Source organism: Pseudidiomarina sediminum DSM 21906, assembly GCF_000423165.1.
GTDB lineage: Bacteria > Pseudomonadota > Gammaproteobacteria > Enterobacterales > Alteromonadaceae > Pseudidiomarina > Pseudidiomarina sediminum.
This window is the reverse complement of the sequence record NZ_KE383983.1, coordinates 62662-78973: the sequence shown is the minus strand read 5'-3', so window position 1 is coordinate 78973 and position 16312 is coordinate 62662. Positions and strand designations below refer to the sequence as shown.

14 protein-coding genes are annotated in these 16312 nt (G+C 48.9%); 10 read left to right on the top strand and 4 right to left on the bottom strand.

Annotated elements, in window-relative coordinates; translation table 11 throughout:
* Complete coding sequence (glyS, locus tag G535_RS0105660) at positions 1 to 2067, top strand: glycine--tRNA ligase subunit beta (RefSeq protein ID WP_026861174.1); 2067 nt, start codon at positions 1 to 3, stop codon at positions 2065 to 2067.
* A gap of 67 nt (positions 2068 to 2134) precedes the next feature.
* Here glyS and gyrB read toward each other — a convergent pair whose 3' ends face one another.
* From gyrB to dnaA, 4 genes are read right to left on the bottom strand one after another with little or no spacing between them, the layout of a single operon-like run.
* Entirely contained in the window at positions 2135 to 4555 is a 2421-nt protein-coding gene (gene gyrB, locus G535_RS0105655; RefSeq protein WP_026861173.1) for a DNA topoisomerase (ATP-hydrolyzing) subunit B, read from the bottom strand.
* Positions 4556 to 4566: 11 nt separating this feature from the next.
* Positions 4567 to 5649 carry a DNA replication/repair protein RecF gene (gene recF, locus G535_RS0105650; RefSeq protein ID WP_026861172.1) on the bottom strand — a complete coding sequence of 361 codons (1083 nt, stop codon included), beginning with the start codon at positions 5647 to 5649 and terminating at the stop codon, positions 4567 to 4569.
* Between the two features lie 24 nt (positions 5650 to 5673).
* The gene (dnaN, locus tag G535_RS0105645; RefSeq protein WP_026861171.1) at positions 5674 to 6774 is read right to left on the bottom strand and encodes a DNA polymerase III subunit beta; all 1101 of its coding nucleotides are present in this window, start codon (positions 6772 to 6774) and stop codon (positions 5674 to 5676) included.
* A gap of 42 nt (positions 6775 to 6816) precedes the next feature.
* On the bottom strand, positions 6817 to 8208 hold the full coding sequence (gene dnaA, locus G535_RS0105640) for a chromosomal replication initiator protein DnaA (protein ID WP_026861170.1): 1392 nt from the start codon (positions 8206 to 8208) through the stop codon (positions 6817 to 6819).
* A 300-nt stretch (positions 8209 to 8508) separates the two neighbouring features.
* Here dnaA and rpmH point away from each other — a divergent pair, with 300 nt between their 5' ends.
* The 9 genes from rpmH (at position 8509) to G535_RS0105605 (ending at position 16300) form a co-directional block, all read left to right on the top strand.
* A complete protein-coding gene (gene rpmH / locus G535_RS14060; RefSeq protein WP_084616802.1) occupies positions 8509 to 8643 on the top strand; it encodes a 50S ribosomal protein L34 in 135 nt (44 codons plus the stop codon).
* Positions 8644 to 9039, top strand: coding sequence for a ribonuclease P protein component (rnpA, locus tag G535_RS0105635; protein ID WP_026861169.1), 396 nt, complete (start codon positions 8644 to 8646; stop codon positions 9037 to 9039).
* On the top strand, positions 8970 to 9257 hold the full coding sequence (yidD, locus tag G535_RS14055) for a membrane protein insertion efficiency factor YidD (RefSeq protein ID WP_084616801.1): 288 nt from the start codon (positions 8970 to 8972) through the stop codon (positions 9255 to 9257). The genes rnpA and yidD overlap by 70 nt, the downstream gene beginning before the upstream one ends.
* Positions 9254 to 10927 carry a membrane protein insertase YidC gene (gene yidC, locus G535_RS0105630; protein ID WP_026861168.1) on the top strand — a complete coding sequence of 558 codons (1674 nt, stop codon included), beginning with the start codon at positions 9254 to 9256 and terminating at the stop codon, positions 10925 to 10927. Before yidD ends, yidC begins: the two co-directional genes overlap by 4 nt.
* On the top strand, positions 10924 to 12297 hold the full coding sequence (gene mnmE / locus G535_RS0105625) for a tRNA uridine-5-carboxymethylaminomethyl(34) synthesis GTPase MnmE (protein WP_026861167.1): 1374 nt from the start codon (positions 10924 to 10926) through the stop codon (positions 12295 to 12297). Before yidC ends, mnmE begins: the two co-directional genes overlap by 4 nt.
* Before the next feature lie 51 nt (positions 12298 to 12348).
* Positions 12349 to 12915 carry a hypothetical protein gene (locus G535_RS14205; RefSeq protein WP_198678973.1) on the top strand — a complete coding sequence of 189 codons (567 nt, stop codon included), beginning with the start codon at positions 12349 to 12351 and terminating at the stop codon, positions 12913 to 12915.
* A gap of 90 nt (positions 12916 to 13005) precedes the next feature.
* Entirely contained in the window at positions 13006 to 15024 is a 2019-nt protein-coding gene (locus tag G535_RS0105615; RefSeq protein WP_026861165.1) for a phosphocholine-specific phospholipase C, read from the top strand.
* A 145-nt stretch (positions 15025 to 15169) separates the two neighbouring features.
* Positions 15170 to 15715, top strand: coding sequence for a carboxymuconolactone decarboxylase family protein (locus G535_RS13015; RefSeq protein ID WP_051206984.1), 546 nt, complete (start codon positions 15170 to 15172; stop codon positions 15713 to 15715).
* Positions 15716 to 15727: 12 nt separating this feature from the next.
* Positions 15728 to 16300, top strand: coding sequence for a TetR/AcrR family transcriptional regulator (locus tag G535_RS0105605; RefSeq protein ID WP_026861164.1), 573 nt, complete (start codon positions 15728 to 15730; stop codon positions 16298 to 16300).
* Positions 16301 to 16312 lie beyond the last annotated feature (12 nt).

Here is a 16312-nt window from a genome sequence, read left to right as displayed (position 1 = left end):
GTGGAAAACGCTACCCTACTCGTAGAAATTGGTACCGAAGAGTTACCACCTAAAGCACTTAAAGGTTTAAGCGAAGCCTTCGCACATAACCTTGCCCAACAGTTACGTGATCACACCATTGCGCTGGGTGACGTACGTGCGTTAGCAACACCACGTCGGTTGGCGGTGATGATTCATGACGTCGCGGCAAAGCAAGACGACCAAACCGTTGAAAAACGTGGCCCATCGGTCGACGTTGCTTTCGATAGCGACGGTCAACCCACCAAAGCAGCCGAAGGCTGGGCGCGGTCAAACGGTATTACTGTTGCCGAAGCCGAGCGCCTCACCACCGACAAAGGTGAATGGCTGCTCTACCGCGCTGACGTGAAAGGCCAACCCCTTGCGGAATTGCTGCCAGGTTTCGTCCAAAAGGCGCTCGACCAACTCCCTATTCCCAAACCGATGCGTTGGGGGAATAGCTCTGTACAGTTCATTCGTCCCGTACACACCGTTACCATGATGCATGGCGACCAGCTGATTGCTGGCGAAGTCATGGGCATTGCTTCCGCAACGCGTTTGCTTGGCCATCGCTTCCATTGCCCACAAGGCACGCATTTGGCACACGCAGATGCTTATGAAGCAACGTTAGAGCAAGCTTGGGTCATTGCTGACTTTGCAGCGCGTCGAACGCGCATCGAGCAAGGCTTAGCAGAACAAGCACAAGCGGAGGGCGGCCACATCCGTCCTGACCAAGAACTACTTGACGAAGTGACCGCACTCGTCGAATGGCCAGTGGTACTGACTGCGAGCTTTGATGAGCAGTTCTTGAGTGTACCGAAAGAACCGTTGATCGTTACGATGAAAGATGACCAACGTTATTTCCCGCTCGAAGACGAAGCAGGCAACTTGCTCGCCAAGTTCGTTTTTGTGACCAATATTGAAAGCAAAGACCCAGCGCAGATCATCGCGGGTAACGAGCGCGTCGTACGCCCTCGCCTTGCCGATGCGCAGTTCTTTTTTGAGACGGATAAAAAGACGCCTCTTGCAGAGCGCGTTGAGAGTCTTGCCAACGTGCTGTTCCAGAAGCAATTAGGCAGTGTTAAAGATAAATCAGACCGTATTGCGAGCGTCGCAGCAACCATCGCCCAACAGCTTGGTCATGACGGTGCTATCGCACAGCGTGCAGGTTTCCTATGTAAGGCGGATTTAAACGCTCAGATGGTCCTTGAGTTCCCTGAAACCCAAGGTGTCATGGGTATGCACTACGCACGTCATGATAACGAGCCTGCGGGCGTTCCAGAGGCGATTTACGAGCATTACCTGCCACGCTTCAGTGGTGATGCGTTACCACAGAGCATTGCCGGTTGTGCCGTTGCTCTGGCGGACAAGCTCGATTCATTGGTGGGCATTTTTGGTATCGGTCAGACACCTAAGGGTGACCGCGACCCATTTGCACTACGTCGCTCGGCTATCGGTCTGCTCCGTATTATTGTAGAGAAAGACTTGCCGCTTGAGCTGACCACACTTATTGCTGCATCTCGCGAGAGCTTTGGTGAATTACTTACCAACGTAAATGTTGAAGCTGAAGTGCTTGAGTTTCTCTTAGGTCGCTTCCGTCCGATGTATCAAGAGCAAGGCATCAGCGTTGACGTTATTCAAGCGGTGTTAGCACGTCGCCCGACTGCCCCGGTCGACTTTGACAAGCGTGTGCATGCGGTTGCTGCCTTCCGTGAACTTCCTGAAGCGACTGCCCTCGCCGCTGCAAACAAACGTGTTGCGAATATCTTGGCGAAGATCGAAGCTGAGGTGCCAAGCCAGATCGATACCAGCTTGCTTTCAGCACAAGAAGAAATTGCTCTTGTGAAAGCCCTGGAAGAAGCTGAGCTGGTTGCCAACCAAGCACTCGCCGAAGGCGACTATGCGAAGGCACTCAAAGCCCTAGCCGCCTTGCAAAAGCCTGTCGATGCATTCTTCGATAATGTCATGGTGAATGCTGATGAGGCAGCTGTGCGTGAAAACCGTCAGGCGTTGTTACAACGACTACGAGGATTGTTCTTACAGATCGCAGACATTTCTGTATTGAATTAATTGTTAGAACAACAAGAAATAAAAAAGGAGCCATATGGCTCCTTTTTTTATAAGCACGCGATCGTCACTAGACGTCTAAGTTGGCAACTTTCAGTGCATTGGTTTCAATGAATTCACGACGCGGCTCAACATCATCACCCATCAGGGTGGTAAACAATTGGTCCGCAGCAATCGCGTCTTCAATGGTCACACGCATCATGCGACGCGTTTCAGGGTCCATGGTTGTCTCCCAAAGCTGCTCAGGATTCATCTCACCAAGACCTTTATAACGCTGAATATAAACGCCACGCTTCGATTCATTAATCAACCATTCAACCGCTTCCACGAAGTCAGTTACAGGCTTTTCTTTATCGTTGCGACGTACGAAACCGCCCGGCTCAACCAGACCATTAATTTTCTCACCGATACTGACAAGTTGGTCATAATCGCGTGACATTAAGAACTCAAAGTTAAGCGGATACTCGGTATCGATACCGTGCTGACGCACAATCACGACCGGCAAGAATACACCTCGCTCTTCATGCTTCTGTAGCGAGAGCGTATAGGTCGCTGAGTTGATTTCACGACTGGTAAGGTCATGTTGTAAAGTCTCAACCCACTGCTGCATGCCCTGCTCGTTCTTCAACAACTCTTCAGTAAGACGTGGTGCGTATAGAAGACGTTGTAAGAACGTCTCAGGCATACGACGCGACAAGCGCTGTTTGATAGCGTTCTGCACCAACTGATAGTCATTCACTAACGCTTCAAGGTGTGTACCTGAAATACCTGGTGCATCAGCATTGACGTGCAGAGAAGCATTTTCCAACGCCATACTGGTCAGGTAAACAATCAAACCTGGATCGTCTTTAATGTAGGTCTCTTGCTTGCCTTTCTTCACTTTATAAAGTGGTGGCTGAGCAATGTACATATAACCGCGCTCGATCAATTCAGGCATTTGACGATAGAAAAAGGTCAACAGCAACGTACGGATGTGCGAGCCGTCGACGTCAGCATCCGTCATGATAATAATGCGATGATAACGGGTTTTATCCGGATCATACTCGTCACGACCAATCCCACAGCCCAGCGCAGTAATTAGCGTTGCAACTTCTTGTGAAGAGAGCATTTTGTCAAAACGAGCTTTTTCGACGTTAAGGATTTTACCTTTCAACGGCAAAATCGCTTGGAACTTACGGTTTCGCCCCTGCTTCGCAGAGCCACCCGCAGAGTCACCCTCCACAATGTAGAGTTCAGAAAGTGCTGGGTCTTTTTCTTGGCAGTCTGCCAGCTTACCTGGCAAACCAGCTAAATCTAATGCTCCCTTACGGCGGGTCATTTCACGCGCTTTACGAGCTGCTTCACGTGCACGTGCCGCATCGATAATTTTGCCAACAATGATCTTGGCGTCGTTCGGGCTTTCGAGCAAGAAGTCAGACAGCTTCTCGTTCATCGCCTGTTCAACTGCCGACTTCACTTCCGACGAAACCAACTTGTCTTTGGTCTGCGAAGAGAACTTCGGATCCGGTACTTTTACCGAGACGACAGCGGTCAAACCTTCACGTGCATCATCACCTGTTGCGTTGGTTTTGTACTTTTTATTGAGCCCTTCTTTCTCCATATAGGAGTTCAAGGTACGGGTCAAAGCAGCACGGAAACCGGCCAAGTGAGTACCACCATCACGCTGAGGGATGTTGTTGGTATAACAATAGATATTTTCTTGGAACGAGTCGTTCCACTGCATGGACACTTCAACCGAGATACCGTCTTCACGCTCAGTGGTGAAGTGGAATACGTTCTCGTGAACAGGTGTTTTCTTGTCATTCAGGTACTGAACAAATGCTGAGATACCACCTTCGTACTTGAAGTGATCTTCGCGCTCGTCACGTTCGTCGCGCAGAATAATCGAAACGCCTGAGTTCAAGAACGATAATTCGCGTAAGCGCTTCGCTAGGATATCGTAGTGGAACTCGATATCACTGAAAATGGTTGGGCTCGGCCAGAAGCGGATTTGTGTACCCGTCTTATCGGTATCACCGATCTGCTTCATAGGTTCTACAGGGTCACCAAGTCCATAAAACTGCTCATAAACATGCCCCTGACGATGAATCGTCAACTGCAGTTTGTCAGATAACGCGTTCACCACAGATACACCAACGCCGTGTAAACCGCCTGAAACTTTATAAGAGTTATCATCGAATTTACCACCGGCGTGGAGTACGGTCATGATTACTTGAGCCGCTGAGACACCCTCTTCAGGGTGCATATCCACTGGGATACCACGACCGTCATCTTTAACCGACACTGAGCCATCAGAGTGAATGGTAACGACAATGTCCTTACAATGTCCTGCCAAGGCTTCATCGATAGAGTTATCGACGACCTCGAAAACCATATGGTGCAATCCAGTGCCGTCATCGGTATCACCGATGTACATGCCTGGGCGTTTGCGTACTGCATCAAGCCCTTTTAAGACTTTAATACTGGACGAATCGTAATTATTTTCTGCCATAACAAGCTTCTCTATAGTTCCTTGACGGTTCCATGTTCCACGTGGAACATCTTTGTATCAGCGTCTGTTATTATGTCAGGGAGTTCACCCTTATTTATCGCTGAAACGAATAACTGCGCTTTCGTTGCTATTAACGCCTCACAAAATTTCTGCTGGCTCTTTGCATCGAGCTCGGCGGTAATATCATCAACTAAATAAATACATTGTACTCCTGTTTTGCGAAACAGGTACTCGCCTTGTACCAATTTTAACGCCGCAACCAAGAGCTTCATTTGGCCTCGAGAGAGAATGGCTTTTACATCCTCACCGTTCGCCAAAATCCGTAACTCAGCTTTATGAGGACCGACGGTCGTATGACCATAACGCAGGTCAATATCGCGGTGCGCATGTAACGCATCCGCAAGCGATTGACTCGCATCCCAGCCCCACTTCAACTGAAATTTAAATGTATATTGGGGTAAGAAGCTTTGTAGTCGTTCCAATAACACCGGTTCAAAGTCCTGCAAATACTTCGCTCGATGCTCCGCAACCAATGCGCCGTAGTGCGCAAACTTCTCATCCCAATACACATTCTGTTGATCAAAACGCTTTTTCTTTAACAGTGCATTGCGTTGTTTCAACAAATACGAAAACTTGTTCCACTCTTCCAAAAAGGAATGTTCCACGTGGAACACACCCCAATCGATGAACTGCCGCCTAACTTTTGGACCGCCTAATACCAGCTCAATTGTTTCTGGAGTCATCAACTGAACGGGGACCAACTTCGCCATCGGCCCGAACTTCTTCGTCACTTCACCATTGACGCGAATTTTTACGTCGCCATTCAAGAAACGCTGAAATCCTAACGTATGCTGATCGCCCTGCTGCTCCGTTACCTTTGAAAAAATAACAAAGCTCTGTTCTGCGTGACGAATAAGCTGCTTGAAGTGACCTGGGCGAAACGACCGGCCAGAACCTAAGCAATAAATCGACTCAAGCAAAGACGTTTTACCGCTACCGTTCTCACCAACAATAAGATTAACTTGACGCTCCGGCGTTAACTTCGCTTCTTCAAAATTACGAAAGTTCGTGAGCGTTAGAGCGTCAATATACATAAACGAGCGTCATTACCTCAGCGATTACAAACGCATTGGCATGACGACATACAATGAAGCATCGTCTTCGCTGTCTTCAATCAAACCACTCGCGTCTGAGCTCGACAGCGTCATTTTCACTTTGTCGCCGTGAATGGTATTCAACACATCAATCAAATAGCTGACGTTAAAACCAATCTCGAGCGGCGCACCTTGATATTCAACTTCGACGACTTCTTCGGCAGTTTCTTGTTCTGGGTTGTTTGCCGTCAAACACATCTCACCATCCGACAAGGTCACACGCACGCCTCGGTACTTTTCGTTCGACAAAATAGCAGCACGCGCACACGCCTGTTTCAGTACATCACGATCCGCGATCACGACTTTGTCTCCGCCTTGAGGCAGTACACGACGATAATCAGGGAAGCGTCCATCAACAAGTTTACTGGTAAACGACATACCGTTGGTTTCGACACGAATATGGTTTGCGCCAATCGCAACCTTAACTTCAGCATCAGCACCGTCAAGCAAACGCATCAATTCCATAATACCTTTGCGCGGCACAATCACTTGGCGCCCGGCAAGATTCGGTTGTGGAATCTCGACAGAGCTCATCGCCAAACGGTGACCGTCCGTAGCGACCGTGCGCAAGGTATTGCTGTCCGTCTCAAACAACATACCATTGAGGTAATAACGCACATCTTGGTTCGCCATTGAAAAATGGGTGCGATCCATCAAATCACGCAACACACCTTGGGATGTCACCAATTGAATATCGCTTTCCCAATCATCAATATTTGGAAAGTCTTCGGCAGGTAAAGTTGCTAAGGTAAATTTACTCCGGCCTGAGCGAATGGTGGCTTTCTCTCCGCTTGCAGAGACTTCAACCATCGCGTGGTCCGGTAGGCTACGAACGATATCGACCAGCTTCTTGGCCGGAACCGTCAACTGCCCTTCTTCACCACCTTCGATAGCGCACAATGACACTAACTCGACTTCCAAGTCAGTACCGGTCAAACGAATATGATCTGATTTCACTTGAATCAGCACATTCGACAAAATTGGAATCGTGTGACGACGCTCTACGGCACCACTTACGACTTGTAGAGGTTTTAAAAACGCATCACGATTGATGGTAAATTTCATCCCGTTTCCCCTATGTTCATTCTTAGTGCCATGAGCCTACGCTTAGGCAGATAAAGTCCGAATCAAATTTCTGTAGTCTTCTTTTATATCATGTTGCGCGTCTTTTAACGTTTGTATTTTACGACACGCATGCAAGACAGTGGTATGGTCGCGACCACCAAAAGCATCACCGATTTCCGGCAAGCTATGGTTGGTCAGCTCTTTCGCCAGCGCCATTGCCAGTTGCCGTGGACGCGTAACAGAGCGTGTACGACGTTTCGACAACAGATCTGCAACCTTAATATTGTAATACTCAGCAACTGTCTTCTGAATATTGTCTATAGTAACTAACTTCTCTTGCGCTGCAATCAAATCACGTAAGGCTTCACGTACAAAATCAATGGTGATTTGACGACCCGTTAAATTCACGTTCGCAGCGAGGCGGTTCAATGCGCCTTCAAGTTCACGTACGTTGGAACGCAAACGCTTCGCAATGAAAAACGCAACTTCATGTGGCAGCGTAATGCCTCGCTCTTGCGCCTTACGAATAAGAATCGCAACCCGGGTTTCTAACTCTGGCGGTTCAATCGCGATGGTTAGACCCCAACCAAAACGTGAGCGCAAGCGATCCTCTACCCCTTCAATCTCTTTCGGGTAGAGATCACTGGTCATAATGATCTGCTGATTACCTTCCAATAACGCATTAAAGGTATGGAAAAACTCTTCTTGAGAGCCTTTCTTATTGGCAAAGAAGTGAATGTCATCAATAAGTAAGGCATCCACCGAACGATAATACCGCTTAAACTCGTTAATTGAGTTATTTTTCAACGCGTTAACCATGTCTTGAACGAAGCGTTCAGCACGCATGTAAAAAACCTTTGCGCCCTTTTTGTTCGCCATAATCGCATTACCAACAGCGTGCAATAAGTGCGTTTTACCAAGACCCGTGCCTCCGTAAACGAACAACGGGTTATACACGCCACCAGGGTTTTCAGCGACTTGTGACGCGGCAGCGCGGGCAAGTTGGTTCGATTTACCTTCAACAAAGTTATCAAAGGTATATTCTGGGTGGATGTTACTTTCAAAGGCAGGTGCAGGAGTGTCTTCGTCCCACGGGCTTTGACGACGTACAGGACGCTCTACCGCTGCACGACGAGGCTCCACCGGACTTGGGGCGCGCTCGCTCGCTTCAGTTTTACGCTTAACACCGCCCACAGCAAAAGAGACATTCGGTGCCTGCGCACCTTTGTCTTTCACTGCTTCACCAAGGTAATCTTTGATCAGATTTAGGTATTTGTCTTTGACCCAGTCGACAACGTACATATTGGGCGCATAGAGCGTTAATGTATCGTCCGCGAGATCCGCCTGCAGTGGGCGGATCCAAGTATTATAGTGCTGTGTCGACAGTTCGCTTTGTAGGCGTTCGGTACAATATTCCCAAAGCGATTTACTCACACTCCACTCCCTGAAACTCTGTTATACGGCGATCCTCGCTGATGCCCCCACTTTTGCACCAATAACACGAAAATCGTCGGTTAAATTATGTATAATTCAGAACCCTAGATTGTACTGAAGTCAGGCCTTATTCGCCAGTCTGAAAGGCAAATTATGCGACCAAATGCAGACGGAGTTATCCACAATAAGAATCATTCTTCTTTATCAATTGTGGATAGCTTTTAGCGTTGACTTTGATCCTTTTAATGGGTAGAATTCGCGCTCTAAATTTTTAGGTAAACCGATTACGGAATTAGCATTATGAAAAGAACATTTCAACCAAGCGTATTGAAGCGCAAGCGTAGCCACGGATTCCGTGCTCGTATGGCAACGAAAAACGGTCGTGCAGTATTAGCTCGCCGTCGTGCCAAGGGCCGCAAAGTCCTGTCTGCATAATTGAAGCAGTATTCCTATGGACGGGAGTTACGTCTGCTAACTCCCGCTCAATTTCAGCAAGTCTTTAATCATCCCCCGGTGAAAGCTGTCACGGCTGAGCTCACCATGCTTGCGACCCCCAATCAACTTGATCATCCTCGTATTGGCGTCACCATTTCCAAGAAACGTGCGAAGCGTGCTGTCGACCGAAATCGAATTAAACGTAAGATTCGCGAGAATTTTCGGCTGAAACAGCATAAAATACCGCCATTCGACATTATCGTCATTGCAAAAAGCGGTATTGCCGATCTTGAAAATGATGTTTTGCAACAACGGCTCGATTATCTATGGCGAACATTAAGCAAGCGCTGCGTGCAATACCTATCGGCTGCATCCGATGCTACCAGTGGTTCATAAGTCCACTGCTCGGTCCGCGCTGTAGGTTTCAACCCACCTGCTCGCAATACGCCATCGAAGCGATCCAAAAACATGGTATTATGCGGGGCTTCTGGCTTGCCAGTAAACGCATCAGTAAATGCCATCCCGGTCATCCGGGCGGCTTCGACCCGGTGCCAACGAAAAACAGCGCATCGGAATCAACGAAAGAAAGTAAAACAGAGACGAAGGACTTATGAATTCGCCACGTTCTATATTGTTTATTGCTTTTTTGGTAGTGAGTTTTTTCCTCTATCAAAACTGGGTCATTGATACGGCGCCAGGCACGCAAAAAGCTGCACAAACAACAACACAATCAACGCCGAATACCCAAGATAGTGGTATTCCAACTGCTGATCCTAGCTTGCGTGACGACAGTGTACCTAGTGCAACGCCAAGTGATACGCCAACTGCGAACTCAGTATCGAAAAGCGCGCGTATTCATATCAAAACCGACGTACTTGATCTCGAAATTGCCTTACGTGGCGGTGACGTTGTTAACGCCCAATTGCTGCAATTTGCGCGTGAACAAGACTCTGAAGCGCGTTTCGAGCTCTTGCACGACGATGCCGCGAACCTCTACATCGCGCAATCGGGCTTGATTGGTAAAGACGGCACCGACTCTTCGGCGGGTCGCCCACTGTTCTATGCTGAGCAAACCACCTATGAAATGACCGGTGACCGCATTGAAGTGCCGCTCACCTATACCCTCGAAGATGGCTCAAAAATCATTAAAACCTTTGTGCTAAACAAAGGCTCATACGCAATTGACGTGATTTACACCATTCAAAACACGGCAAGTGCGCATAAAGAAGTACAGTTTTACGCTCAGTTAAAGCAAGTGATTGCCGAGTCGAGCGGCAACATGATGATGCCAACCTATCGTGGTGGCGCCTACTCATGGGACGACGATCGCTACGAAAAATACTCGTTTGACGACATGCGTGACGCGCCTCTAAGTCGTGCCACTGACACTGGCTGGGTTGCCATGCTTGAGCACTACTTTGTCAGCGCCTGGATTCCACGTAGTAATGGCACCAAACAAATTTCATCAAGCATTCTTGGCAGCAATCAAGCGCTAATGCGGGTGATTTATCCGACGGCAACCATTGCACCAAATAGCGAAGCTGAAATTCGCTCAACGCTTTTTGTTGGTCCCAAAGACCAAGACGCCATGGCATTAGTGGCTGATAACCTTGATCTCACTGTCGATTACGGCTTCTTGTGGTGGCTTGCACAGCCAATCTTTAAGTTATTGCAGTTCTTACAGAGCTTCTTAATTAACTGGGGTCTGTCTATCATTGCGGTGACTGTGATCATCAAAGCTGCCTTGTACCCATTGACCAAAGCACAATACGTGTCAATGGCGAAAATGCGTATGATCCAGCCGAAGATGAAAGCGCTGCGTGAGCGTTATGGTGAAGACCGTCAGAAGATGTCACAAGCCATGATGAAGCTCTACAAAGAAGAAAAAGTAAACCCGCTGGGCGGCTGTTTACCGATGTTGCTGCAACTGCCAATCTTCTTGTCGCTGTACTGGGTTCTGTTGGAGAGCGTGGAACTTCGCCATGCGCCACTATTCCTCTGGATCGATGACTTATCAGCAAAAGACCCGTATTACATCTTGCCACTCTTGATGGGTGTCTCAATGTGGTTCATGCAACGCTTGCAACCAGCACCGGGTACCGATCCGATGCAGCAGAAGATCATGCAGTACATGCCAGTGGTATTTACCGTATTCTTCCTGTGGTTCCCATCAGGCTTGGTATTGTACTGGTTGAGTAACAACTTGATCACTATCGGTCAAATGCAATGGATTTACCGCGGCCTTGAGAAAAAAGGCATGATGGAGCGTCGTAAGAAAAAATGAGTCTCGAACTGAGTAATGACACTATTGTTGCTCAAGCAACGCCACCCGGTCGCGGTGGCGTTGGTATTGTTCGCGTTAGCGGACCTGCAGCGCGTCAGGTGGCCGATGTCTTAATTGGCCACTGCCCCCCGCCTCGCAAAGCCGAATACGTGCCCTTTCATGATGCACACGGACAGTTGCTTGATGAGGGTATAGCGCTGTTTTTTGCCGGTCCTAACTCATTTACCGGCGAAGATGTACTTGAGTTACAGGGTCACGGTGGCCCTGTTCTCATTGATATGATCATTAAAGCCATTCTCGACTTACCGGGCATTCGTCCAGCTCGCCCGGGTGAATTCAGTGAGCGTGCGTTTCTCAACGACAAGCTCGATTTAACCCAGGCAGAAGCCATTGCTGATCTCATCGACACCACCTCTGAACAGGCCGCGAAAGCCGCCTTACAGAGCCTACAGGGCGGTTTCTCTCATGAAATCGATACCTTAGTCGATGCTGTGATTCAATTGCGTATGTACGTCGAGGCTGCGATTGACTTCCCCGATGAAGAAATCGACTTTCTCAGTGACGGTAAAGTAGCGAGTGATCTCGAAGCTATCGTCGACCATATGCAGCAGGTCATGGTGCAGGCCAAGCAAGGCTCGTTGCTACGCGAAGGGATGAAAGTAGTGATTGCAGGGCGTCCGAACGCCGGTAAATCAAGCCTATTGAATGCCCTCGCCGGTCGCGAATCAGCTATTGTTACTTCTATTGCGGGCACCACCCGCGACGTCTTGCGCGAGCACATCCAAATTGATGGCATGCCACTGCATATCATCGACACAGCCGGTTTGCGCGAAAGCCCTGATGAAGTCGAACAAATAGGTATTCAGAGGGCGTGGGATGAAATCCACGGTGCCGACCGTGTGTTGTTCATGGTTGATGCCACAGAAACCCAAGCCGTCCACCCTGCCGATATTTGGCCGGAATTCTTCGAGCAGCTTCCTGCCGAATTACCTTACACGGTGATCCGCAACAAAGTGGATTTAAACGAAGAACCCGTGCAAATCGAGACTATTTCTGGCATTCCAGTGCTGCACCTTTCGGCAAAAACAGGCCATGGTGTTGAGTTACTGCGTGACCACCTCAAACAGTGTGTCGGCTATCAAGCCACCAGCGAAGGCAGCTTCATGGCGCGCCGTCGTCATTTGACCGCTCTTGAAAAAGCACGTGAGCACTTACTTACTGGTCAAGACGCACTAGAACAACATGTTGCTGGCGAAATTCTTGCTGAAGAGCTACGTCTCACCCAGCAACATTTGAACGAAATCACCGGAGAATTTACCTCTGACGACCTACTCGGCAAAATCTTCGGCTCCTTCTGTATCGGCAAGTAAATCCGTTCAACCGAAACAACATGATAATTTCGTCTTCTAGGGAGCTGTAGCATGTCATCGTTCACAAAATCAGCGTACACCCGCACCGCAATGGGTTTATTTCTCTTAGGAACGACCTCTACGGTACTGGCTGACGCATATGATGTCCTGATGGAAAGTTTCCCAACGCCTGAAGATATCGCGCTCGCCAAACAGCGTTTGGCCGAAACAGATATCGAGAAACCTTGGCAAAAAGGTTGTCCCTATCAAGAGCTAACCAGCGCTTCCGAGGCCGAGGACGATGAGTATTACTTTCGCTGCCAACGTTGGAATGACTGCAGCTATGTAAGTCAATCGGCTAGCATCTACAGCGAAGCCTTCTTCCAAAATCATCAACGAAAGCCTGAGCAGCAGATGCCATGGGAATATTTTAAAGACGGCAGTATGTTTGGTCTCGGAACAGCCGATTTCGAAAACCTCACAGGTCACTTAAGACGTTATGCCCTGGAATCAGCAGAGGAAAACTGGCGCTTGTTTGAAGGACGAGATGCTGCTGAGGCAAGTGACTTAGTTGAACAAAAATTCTGGCAATGGTGCGCAGCAGAACCACTCTCGCTGTGGGAAGCAGAGTACCAATAACAGGTGAAATAATCTAACCGTCATCGCCCTGCCACATTTATCAGTTAGCCTCCGCGCCCAACATTGGGACGCGAATAAGGATAACCACAGATGGCTGGACTCACACGGCGACAGTTTTTAAAAGGTAGTACGGCAGTGGCTGGAGCTACCTTGCTCTACCCACAAATTGTGCGGGCTTTAAGCTTACCAGCTCGCGTTCAGCATCGCAGCATTGAAGACGTTGAACACGTTGTGATCCTGATGCAGGAAAACCGCTCGTTCGATCATTATTTTGGCACTATGCCAGGTGTTCGCGGCTTTTCAGACCCATACCCGGCGCCAGCGCGGCCGTTAGCATCTTATCCAAAGCGCAACGTCTTTACGCAGCTCAATAGCCAACACCAAGGGCCTGAGCTGATCACACCCTTTCCATTAAATACCCAGCAGAACTTCGCACACATGCGCGTCGAAGGTACACCGCACGCTTGGCCTGACGCTCAGTACGCCTGGGACAATGGGCGCATGGATCAATGGCCAAATGCCAAACAATTGCACTCAATGGGCTACTTTGAACAACAGGATATTCCGTTTCAGTTCGCCCTCGCGAATGCCTTCACCTTGTGTGACGCTTACCATTGCTCCTTCCAAGGTGGCACCAACCCCAACCGCCTCTTTCTCTGGTCAGGCACCAACGATGGCCAAGCCAAACATGGTGGCCCTGCCGTCGGCAATAGTCATGACCGCTTAGCTAGCGACGGCGGCGATCCTGACAGTTACCATTGGGCAACCTACCCTGAGCGCCTATCAAAAGCCGGCATCGAGTGGACCATTTATCAAGATATGCAGGACAACTTTACCGATAATCCATTGGTGGGCTTTCAAAGTTACCGCAACGCTGCCGCAAAAGATGAGGCGAACGATCTCCGCCAGCGCGCATTGACCACCCGTACCTTGGCGCACCTGAAACAAGATGTTATGGCCGATAGATTACCGGCGGTCTCCTATATTATTGCGACCGCTGAGGGCTCTGAGCATCCGGGTCCGTCGAGTCCAGCGCAAGGTGCTGCTTATACCGCAGAAATGCTCGAAGCACTGACGTCTAATCCAGAGGTTTGGGCAAAAACCGTAGTGTTTATCATGTTTGATGAGAACGACGGCTTTTTTGATCACGTACCGCCCCCAGCACCGCCTTCACCCGATCCACATCGCCCTGGTCACTACTTTGGTCACTCACAGGTCGCAACCACCGGCGAATACCATCGAACTAAATCTGATAATCAAGGCAAAGAACGTGATGCCTTAATCGGCCAGCCTTATGGCCTTGGCCCCCGTGTCCCTGCTTATGTAGTGTCGCCTTGGAGTCGTGGTGGCAATGTCTGTTCCGAAGTGATGGACCACACCTCGGTCATTCGTTTCCTTGAACTGCGCTTTGGGGTCGCCGAGCCAAATATTAGTCCATGGCGACGTGCAGTCTGTGGCGACTTTATGAGTGCTTTTGACTTTGTAAATCCAAACAAGGATGCTTTTCCTCATCTCCCCGAGCCTTATCAAGACGCACTGCGGGCAGGACAACTAGACGGGCGCACGGTACCACCGATCCCATCAACACCATCGCACTTTCAGCAAGAACCTGGAGAAAAGCCGCATCGCCCCTGCTTGTATAACATTGAGGTTGTCGAGGAAGATAAGCAACAATGCGGTGACAGCTTCCAGCTAACTCTACGCAACACGACTGCACGTGCAGTCGTCATTCATATCTATGATCGCCTTAATCTTGATGCCGTACCACGCCGCTACACTGTTGCGGGACACCAACAATTACAGGTAAGTTATGCCTACCATCAAGGTCACTACGATCTACAATTGATGGGGCCAGAAGGCTTCCATCGCCGTCTACAAGGCCAGCAAGACATGGCTCATCACATCAGCCTAAAGCGCCAGCGCAATAGTGTGCAATTGTTCACGCAAACACCAGAACTGCTGTACCGTAGCCATTGCGGCGCGTCTTTTCAGACGCTTCCAATGAATCAAGCAATTGAGGTCCCGCTAACAGCGAACCGACGTTACGATCTTCAAGTCAAACACCGACAAGAAAGCTTTATAAGAGAGTTCGCAGGTCGCTTACCCTAAATAATTTAGACAAAGCTAAAGTTACTCTTGACGGATAAGTTACCAAAGGTATACTTAGATTAAGTTACCTTTGGTAACAGAACTTATCCTTCATAAAAAACAATGCCTCTCAAGGCTTTGTTTAGTTGCAGTAACGGAGCTTTGCATGCTTGAACTTAACTTACGTACCATCGACACCGCCGACGCCATCGCCGCACCTATCCTAAAGAATTTCAAAGACCAATACGGTATGGTACCCAACTTTTTTGCCGCACTCGGTATCGATGGTGGCTCATTAACTGGCTACCTCGACTTTGTGAAATCGATCGAAACACATGGCCAACTGGATGAGCGTCAACGTGAACTCATCTCACTTGCTGTTGCCAATTACAACGGATGTCATTATTGTGTCAGCGGCCACACCTTCTCGGCGAAACGCGCGGGACTGAGTCAAGAAGAGTGTGCGCAAGCACAGCTTGGGAAAGCCGCTGATTCTTACGAACAAGCTCTTCTTAACATCGTTGAACAATTGCTTGAAAAACAAGGTCATCTGGACGAACAAGATAAACGAGATGCCTACGACGCCGGCATTACTGAACAAAAATTGATCCAAATTGCGGCGTGGACGGTACTTAATACCTTTAGCAATTGGGTTAACAATATCGTGCAAACGAAGATTGATTTCCCAAAAGTTCCGCTAGCACAACGCTAACTGGAGAATAACGTGACCACTCGACTGACCAAGGATGCCCGCCGCGATCAACTGCTGGACGTGGCAACCCAAATCATCCGAGATAAAGGGACAGAAGCCCTTACACTCATTACCCTCGCGCAGGCCGCGGGGGTAACTAAACCTATTACTTATAACCACTTTGCCACCCGACAAAGTTTGCTACACGCCATCTACAAGCGCTGTGACAAACTATTTGTCGACACCATGAATGCCAAAATTGAACACCAAGCGAAAAGTTTCGACGAAGCTGTTCAACTTTTCACTGAAGCTTACCTTGAGTGTGTGCAGCAAAACGGCCGCGAATATGAAGAAGTGGTGTTCGCCCTTATGGCCTATCCCGATCATCGCCATATTCGCCGTGTCATCCGCGATTTTTTCTGCGACGTATTGAGTGATGTGTTCCGTCCTTTTGTCGCACAACGCGAACTGTTATCGCCACTGCGTATGGCTGCGATCTTCGGCGCCATTGAAGGTATCGCAGCGATGATCAACGAGTCGCGTGTTAAACCTGCAGAGGCTCGCCGAGCGATAGAAGACTTACTCTGTTGCCAATTAAAAGGTTAACCAACCACTCAG

Bases quoted from the DNA above. Each gene is read 5' to 3' on its own strand.
- gyrB (WP_026861173.1), bottom strand. From the start codon at position 4,555: ATGGCAGAAAATAATTACGATTCGTCCAGTATTAAAGTCTTAAAAGGG.
- recF (WP_026861172.1), bottom strand. From the start codon at position 5,649: ATGTATATTGACGCTCTAACGCTCACGAACTTTCGTAATTTTGAAGAA.
- dnaN (WP_026861171.1), bottom strand. From the start codon at position 6,774: ATGAAATTTACCATCAATCGTGATGCGTTTTTAAAACCTCTACAAGTC.
- rpmH (WP_084616802.1), top strand. From the start codon at position 8,509: ATGAAAAGAACATTTCAACCAAGCGTATTGAAGCGCAAGCGTAGCCAC.
- yidD (WP_084616801.1), top strand. From the start codon at position 8,970: ATGGCGAACATTAAGCAAGCGCTGCGTGCAATACCTATCGGCTGCATC.
- yidC (WP_026861168.1), top strand. From the start codon at position 9,254: ATGAATTCGCCACGTTCTATATTGTTTATTGCTTTTTTGGTAGTGAGT.
- mnmE (WP_026861167.1), top strand. From the start codon at position 10,924: ATGAGTCTCGAACTGAGTAATGACACTATTGTTGCTCAAGCAACGCCA.
- G535_RS14205 (WP_198678973.1), top strand. From the start codon at position 12,349: ATGTCATCGTTCACAAAATCAGCGTACACCCGCACCGCAATGGGTTTA.
- G535_RS0105615 (WP_026861165.1), top strand. From the start codon at position 13,006: ATGGCTGGACTCACACGGCGACAGTTTTTAAAAGGTAGTACGGCAGTG.
- G535_RS13015 (WP_051206984.1), top strand. From the start codon at position 15,170: ATGCTTGAACTTAACTTACGTACCATCGACACCGCCGACGCCATCGCC.